This window comes from Ruegeria sp. AD6, assembly GCF_056542325.1.
Genome location: NZ_JBQFZQ010000002.1, coordinates 357360 through 364547, shown reverse-complemented (window position 1 = coordinate 364547; position 7188 = coordinate 357360). Strand labels below are relative to the sequence as shown.

7 protein-coding genes are annotated in these 7188 nt (G+C 55.4%); 3 read left to right on the top strand and 4 right to left on the bottom strand.

Annotated features, from left to right (window positions below; genetic code table 11):
- Positions 1-327: 327 nt before the first annotated feature.
- The 3 genes from mgrA to ACR0KJ_RS08610 all read right to left on the bottom strand — a co-directional run bounded on the left by mgrA (position 328) and on the right by ACR0KJ_RS08610 (position 2885).
- Positions 328-1359, bottom strand: a complete 1032-nt coding sequence (mgrA, locus tag ACR0KJ_RS08620; RefSeq protein ID WP_480626450.1) for an L-glyceraldehyde 3-phosphate reductase — start codon at positions 1357-1359, stop codon at positions 328-330.
- Between the two features lie 171 nt (positions 1360-1530).
- Positions 1531-1830 (bottom strand): site-specific integrase, encoded by a 300-nt coding sequence (locus ACR0KJ_RS08615; RefSeq protein WP_480626445.1) that lies wholly within the window; start codon positions 1828-1830, stop codon positions 1531-1533.
- A 188-nt stretch (positions 1831-2018) separates the two neighbouring features.
- Positions 2019-2885, bottom strand: a complete 867-nt coding sequence (locus tag ACR0KJ_RS08610; RefSeq protein ID WP_480626444.1) for a LysR family transcriptional regulator — start codon at positions 2883-2885, stop codon at positions 2019-2021.
- A gap of 94 nt (positions 2886-2979) precedes the next feature.
- Here ACR0KJ_RS08610 and ACR0KJ_RS08605 point away from each other — a divergent pair, with 94 nt between their 5' ends.
- The 3 genes from ACR0KJ_RS08605 (at position 2980) to ACR0KJ_RS08595 (ending at position 6623) form a co-directional block, all read left to right on the top strand.
- Positions 2980-4287, top strand: a complete 1308-nt coding sequence (locus ACR0KJ_RS08605; protein WP_480626443.1) for an aminotransferase class I/II-fold pyridoxal phosphate-dependent enzyme — start codon at positions 2980-2982, stop codon at positions 4285-4287.
- Positions 4288-5099: 812 nt separating this feature from the next.
- On the top strand, positions 5100-5942 hold the full coding sequence (locus ACR0KJ_RS08600; RefSeq protein ID WP_170736675.1) for a 3-methyl-2-oxobutanoate hydroxymethyltransferase: 843 nt from the start codon (positions 5100-5102) through the stop codon (positions 5940-5942).
- Positions 5943-5945: 3 nt separating this feature from the next.
- Complete coding sequence (locus ACR0KJ_RS08595; RefSeq protein WP_480626442.1) at positions 5946-6623, top strand: class I SAM-dependent methyltransferase; 678 nt, start codon at positions 5946-5948, stop codon at positions 6621-6623.
- Here the strand turns inward: ACR0KJ_RS08595 and ACR0KJ_RS08590 are convergent, their stop codons facing one another.
- On the bottom strand, positions 6624-7073 hold the full coding sequence (locus ACR0KJ_RS08590; protein WP_170521421.1) for a MerR family transcriptional regulator: 450 nt from the start codon (positions 7071-7073) through the stop codon (positions 6624-6626).
- Between the last annotated feature and the right edge of the window lie 115 nt (positions 7074-7188).

The following is a 7188-nucleotide window of genomic DNA, read 5'->3' as shown; positions in this document are numbered from 1 at the left end:
GATCGGTCCTGACCTTCTTCCTGCTGACGCCCTACACAAAAATGGCACACGGCTTCTATCGGCTTGCGGCGCTGGTCCGGGATGCACAACGGAAAAGAGAAGTGTCCGCAGTCCGTTAACAGCCCGTCGCGCCTGTGCGAGCAGAAAGAACATGCAATTGGATCAAAAATTATCTTGAAGATCTCTGCGCCGCAGCACTTCGAGTTGCGGACAACGTCCGGATTGGGCCGGTTGGTCTTGATAGTTATTTAGCCGAGCTGCAGAAGCTGCAGCCGCCAATGACCTCAAGTTCCAAATGTTCTCGGGTATTAGAAATTATAAGATTGGTCATTCTGTTTCTGACGACCTTGCCCATAAATTGATATCTTCTTCCGAACTGATTTCATCGATCTTTTTCAACTCGTCAGAACTGAAGTCGAGATTATCAACAACGCCTGCGCAGTCGACGATCTGTTCCGGCCGGGACGCGCCGATAAGTGCGGTGGTCACGCGCCCACCTCTGAGCACCCAGGCCAGAGCCATTTGCGCCAGAGTCTGACCACGAGCTTCGGCCATGTCGTTCAGAGCACGGACACTTGCCAGAGATCGCTCGTTGATCATGCCATCGAGCAGCGACTTTCCTTGTGTGGCACGGCTGCCATCCGGAATATCGCGCAGGTATTTCGACGTAAGAATGCCTTGTGCCAGGGGCGTGAAGGCAATCGATCCTACCCCAAGATCGTCAAGGGTATCGAGCAAACCGTCCCGCTCCACCCAACGGTTGAGCAGATTGTAAGAAGGCTGGTGAATCAGACAAGGTGTCCCAAGATCGTTGAGAATCTTCACCGCCTCGCGCGTGCGTTGGGAGTTGTAGCTCGAGATACCGGCGTAGAGCGCGCGACCCGACCGTACGATATGATCCAAGGCACCCATTGTCTCTTCGAGCGGGGTGTCGGGGTCAAAGCGGTGGGAATAAAAGATGTCGACATAATCAAGCCCCATGCGCGCGAGTGATTGGTCACAGGACGCAATCATGTACTTGCGCGACCCCCATTCTCCGTAAGGTCCCGGCCACATGTCGTAGCCTGCTTTGGAGGAAATGATCAGCTCATCCCTGTAACCCGCGAAATCCGTTTTGAGGATCTCGCCAAATGCCTCTTCGGCTGAACCAGGTGGTGGACCGTAGTTGTTCGCCAGATCAAAGTGAGTGATCCCATGATCGAACGCTGCACGACACATGGCGCGCTTGTTTTCGTGCGGTGAGTCTGCACCGAAATTGTGCCACAGCCCCAAGCTGACAACAGGGAGTTTAATACCGGACCGCCCACATCGCCGATACACCATCCGCTCGTAGCGGTCCGGCTCTGGGGTGTGCGGCATGGGTTTTGGCTTTGGCGGTCGTTGAGCTTTGGTCATGCGCACATATCCCGCGAAAGTCAGACATATTGGCGGATTGAGAAATGGCGGCGGTCGTGAAACCGGCTGGGAAATCGAAACGGTAATCAATCATGCCCGGCGATTTGACCCATGCGTCAATGGTATCCCTAGTGTTTACCGAGAGTTCAAACTGAACGGGTCGCCGGGTTTGCTCTGGGTCACAGACACACTCTCGCGAACGCCGTCATCTCTGACCAAATCGCTGACGCACAGTTTCACCAAATCGCATCCGCGAAGCTTGCTGTCGACGGCCACGTTGGACAGCGCAAGGTCGCGCAGATTACGCGCCAGTTCGAGCCGCGCGTGGCTCGCCCAGACCTGTTTCGGCAGCAGCGACATTTTCTGGCGGACGGTCCGGGCCCTGTTCCAGGCTCTGCGTTTCGGGGTGACTGCGGGAAGTTGGCCTCTTGGCATATTAGGTCCTCCAATCCTCCCTCCAAGCCCAGACATCAGCATCGCGCTGACACCTGACTCTAACTGGCGTTTAGAACGGCCGTTGTCCGGTTGCTTGTTCGTTGGGAAATGCCGTGGCAGCATTGGGCCGGTCTGAGCCCGTGCCTCCCGAATGCCGCACAGCGTTCGAAGGGCGGGTTTTGAAAATTCTAGCAGAGCAGCGAAACGACTTGATCGGATTCGGGCCTCCGCTTGCCAACATTAGGTAGTTGAGCGCACAGATGACGCCCGGTATGGCAGGTGCGTTCGCTGGCAGGTTTCAGCGCTCCGTTCGCCAGGGCGTCTTCAATCAGGCAAAGATGCCCGATCAAGACGCCGGCACCGGCTTTGGCCTCTTCTACCGCAAGGCTATAAAGGGAAAACCTCGGACCGCGCGTCGGATCGCTTGTGGGCGTGGCTGTTGCCTTTGACCAAACGGCCCAGTCATCTGCCCATGTCTGGTCGTGCAGAAGCGCCGCTGTCTCGAACTCTGCGCCCCGTTCCAGAAGCGCAGGTGCGCACACGGGAACAATCTCATCGGCACAAATCGCGACCTGATCGGGGGATCCATCCGGCACATCGAAGAAGATCGCCAGATCGAACAGTTCTCTCGACAGGCTCGGCGGGGTTTCCATGGCCGTGACCGAGAAGTTGATCATGGGGAAGTGTGCTCTGATCTTGCTCAGTCTTTTCGGCAACCAAAGCTGAGCGACAGAGGGAAGGGCTGCGATGTGAAAATCCACGTCCGGTCCAAGGTTTCGCAAGGCGCGCGTTGCATCCGCCAAAGCGTCAAAGGCAGATGTGAACCTCGAGACCAGCGATGCTCCGGCCTTCGTTAGCACAACTCCTTGAGCGTTTCGGCGAAAGAGTGACGTGCCTGCCCAATCTTCAAGAGTCTTGATATGCTGAGAGATCGCACCGGGCGTGACGCAAAGCTCATCCGCAGCCGCGACAAAACTGACGTGCCGCGCAGCGGCTTCAAAGGCCCGCATGGCGTTCAGTGGTGGTCCTTTCGGACGTTTGGGGGCGACACTCATTTTTAGCCTTAGTTTTTCTACGCCAAGAAATAGCAAATCTGCTTTGCGCTGTCACGCTTTGGGCGCCAGATTGGCACAAACAGGAGGATGGTGGATGATACTTGCACAGCGAAACTGGGTTCCCGGAACGAGCGAAACTCTGGTTCAGGATATTGCCAACCAGACTGCGTCCAATACCTCGGCCGATCTTCTGGCCCGGGTTCAGGACCTCGCAGAACGGAACCGTGTGATCCACGAGGAAGAATGCTTCAACCTCAACCCGGCGACCAATGTCATGAACCCCAGGGCAGAGGCGCTCTTGTCGTCAGGTATCGGTTCGCGCCCGTCCTTGGGCTATCCCGGTGACAAGTATGAAATGGGATTGGAAGCGATCGAAGAGATCGAGGTCATCGCCGCCCAGCTGTCCGCCGAGGTGTTCGACGCCAGATTTGCTGAAGTCCGCGTGCCCTCTGGCGCGATCGCGAACCTTTACGGATTCATGGCGACGTGCAAACCGGGTGACACGATTATTGCGCCGCCTGCGTCGATAGGCGGGCATGTGACGCACCATATCGCGGGCTGTGCTGGGCTTTACGGCCTGCGCACGGTCGAGGCTCCGGTAAATGCAGATGGCTACACGGTCGATCTGGATCAGCTTCGAGTATTGGCCCGGGCCGAACGACCCAAGCTGATCACCATCGGCGGCAGTCTGAACCTGTTTGAGCACCCAGTGGCCGACATCCGTACAATTGCGGACGAGGTCGAAGCCAAGGTCATGTTCGACGCGGCCCATCAATGCGGGATCATCGCCGGGCGGGCATGGTCGAACCCGCTGAAGGAAGGCGCGCATTTCATGACGATGAGCACTTACAAAAGCCTTGGGGGGCCGGCTGGCGGACTGATCGTCACCAACGATGCCGAGATAGCAAAGGCGCTGGATGCCATCGCGTTCCCCGGGATGACTGCCAACTTCGATGCTGCGAAGACGGCTGCTCTGGCGGTGACCATGCTGGATTGGCGCGACTTCGGGGAAGCCTATGCCAAGGAGATGATCGCAATGTCGCAAGCCTTGGCTGCGGCATTGGACTCTGAGGGGGTTCCGGTCTTTGCAGGGGCCGATGGATTTACGAACTCCCACCAGTTTGCCGTATTGGCCGAACCCTTTGGTGGCGGTCAGGCGGCGTCGAAGAAACTGCGCCCGAATGGGTTCCTTGCCTGCGGCATCGGACTGCCTGTGGCTGCGGTTGACGGCGATATGAACGGGTTGCGCATTGGCACGCCAGAACTGGTCCGTTGGGGCATGACGACGACCGATGTAAGTCAGCTTGCCGGGCTGATAAAGCGTGGCCTTAACGGCGACGATGCGGGTCAGGAGGTGGCCTCATGGAGAAAAGACTTCGACACGCTCTGCTTTGTTCACTGAGACTGACAGCAGCCATTGGTGCCTTCCTGACGACAGGTGGCTTTGTCACGCATGTGAGAATTGCCGTCGAGATGTTCGCTGCGCCATGAACGAATGGCAGCGATCTCTTCCACCACGCGGCGTCCTAAACCGAGCATCTGCAGCGATTTTCGTGATTCGCGCGCTCGCAGCGAAAATCTGAGAGATCTCCTATTGGCTCAACGCGGACCTTAGCCGCAGCGCTAGTGAATGGCGGTTGTCTATGTTGGGTCAGAATTGCTGGACGTTTGGGTCAGAATTGGATGACGCAGTTTACCCATTTGTTGAGGTTTTGGAAGTCGATTGAGTCAGAAAACAGTGACGTTCCACAGCTTTGTCTGGCGAAACATAGTTCTGCCACCAGCGACAGAACCTTGCCATTTTCGTCTCACTCCCTTTATCCAGCTTCCAGACCGAAATTATTGATCTGACTTCCTTTTGGGAAAATCAGGGCTGATTTGGAGATCAGACGCCGAAGGCGCCTGTTCCTGCTGATCTGCCACGTGGCGAACGCGGATGGGGGCGAGGCAATGCTATTCGACAATAGTGGTGCGGCCAGCAGATTATAGAAGCTGAGCTTCGTTGCGCTCTGCCTCATGAGCCAGTCGGGGTTAGTGTCGCCGTGCGCTCTTCGAATTGGAGACGCGAGAGCGCAATCCATACGGCCATGATTGGATTATGAAGTTCAGGTTTCGCGTCATAGGCCTTATATTCCCATTAGGATTGCGAATCTAACATTAATGTCAGATAATACTCTCACCAAAAATTAAGACGCAGTGGGAGGAACTAAGACAATGCGCAGAAAGACACGACTGAAGCACCTCGCCGAAAAAGTACAAAAAGGCGAGCGTATCGTCGGCATGGAGTGCCATGACACGCCAAGTGCAGTCATGGCAGAAGAGCTCGGAATGGACCTTCTGTGCTGCGGCAGTCCAGGACCCATGGGACTTATGGGCCATCCGTCCATGGCAACGGTCGACTTCGAAGAACAACTCTACATGCTGGAAGGTGTTCTCAGAGGCGCGTCGTCCCCGTTCATCATTTGCAACATGCCGAACACAACGGCCTGTATCTCGATTGAAGAGTCAGTGCGCAACGCAGCAAAAGTCGTGAAACTTGGTGCTGACGGGGTCCACATCGAACCCTCTCTTGGAACTGTAGATCACATCCGAGCAATCGTAGATGCTGGGATACCTGTTGTTGGTCATTTTGGTGTTCAAGGTGAACGTGCTGTCATGAACTCTGGTCATTCTCCCGCAGGACGAACGGCCGAAGAAGCCGCCCAGATTGTCGAATTGGTGAAGGCTTCGATTGATGCTGGTATTTTCGCGGCGCTCTTCGAGCATACATCTGTTGAGCTTACGAAGTGGTGCTATGAAAACCTACCTGTGGCCGTGGCCAGCCTTGGATCTGGCCCCCACGCGCACGGGATTTTCCATGTATCGAGCGATATCATCGGGTGCTCGGTCTTTCCTATCCCGCCAAAGCGAGAGGTTTTCGGCGATGTATGGGGCGAGATGCAACGTGCCTACGGAGCCTACTTCGCTGCCGCAACGAACGGGCAGTTTCCTAAGCCTGATCTGAGTCATACGATGCATGAGGGCGAACATCAAAAGTTCCTCGCAATGATCAACTAGGATATGGATCACACAACGCAGCCAGGCCCCGCAGAGTTCTTGCGGTGGCTTGCTGCTTTGCCCTTCAAACGAGACTTATGTGTGGAATGTGGAGCCGGTCGAGCCGAGTTTTCCGCATACTTGCAGCCAATGTTTAGCCGGGTCATCGCGACCGATTCCGCGCCGCCATGCAAGTCGTTGCAATACGTCCCCGTGCAAAAGTGCCGTGCAGAGGCGTTACCGTACTCGGCAAGCAGCGTAGACCTTCTATTTTCTATGCAAGCGGCTCACTACTTTGATCTTCAAAAACATACTCATGAGGTAAGAAGGGTCTTGCGGCCCGGCGGGATTTTCGCTGTCTTTTCATGGGGAGTGGCAGAGTTGCCAAATCAGGTAACTCAGGCCTATGCGCCCGTCTTTGAAGCGATTTCCCCATTTTGGGAGACGGAGCGAAAGTGGGTTGTCAGCGGATATAAAGGTTTCAGGTTCCCGGGGCTGCGCATTGAGATCCCACAGTTCCACCTCACAAAGTGGCTTACACCAGAGGGTCTTGAGACCGAAATGGCGTCATGGTCTGGGGTCCAAGCGGCCTCCAGGGGCGGCATCGAGTTTCCAGAACCACGACTCGCGTCTTGCGGCTTGCACGAAAATACAAAATTTGAATGCAGGTGGCGTATTGTCGGTCAGGTGTATCGTTACTGACTACTTCCAGACCATCGCGGCCACTGAATTGTGATGGACCACATCATTCATCGGGCAATCCGGGCAAGTCTCCGAAGCCGGAACGTTCTTGCAACCCTGGCACTTACTGACTGTCTTGGATGCTTCGACAATTTCAGACCTGAGTTCCAAAGCCTGTTGCGCTTTCTCAGAAAGCAACTCGGCAAGGTTATCCAACAACCCCCCAACAGATGATGCCGACTCATCACCGGTCTGATGTTTCAGGCGCTCTTGCGCTATTTCCGAGAGGCTGTCCAAACCGATATCCAGCAATCGCAACCGATGAATCAAGCGCGCAACCGATAAGTCGGCATCGCTGTATAGTCGCGTACCCTTTGCCGACTTTGTTGGTGCAATGATCCCAAGACTCTCGTAATGGCGCAGCATTCGCTCCGTCAAACCTGATTTTTCGACGATCTCACCGATTTTCATAGCAACGCTTCTCGTGAATGTGGGCTTATTTATCTAACATAGCGTCAGAAAACCAGCGTTAATGCTGGTTCAATTGCTTCACCGCAGCACCTTAATGTTGTGCAAGTCTCTGCTC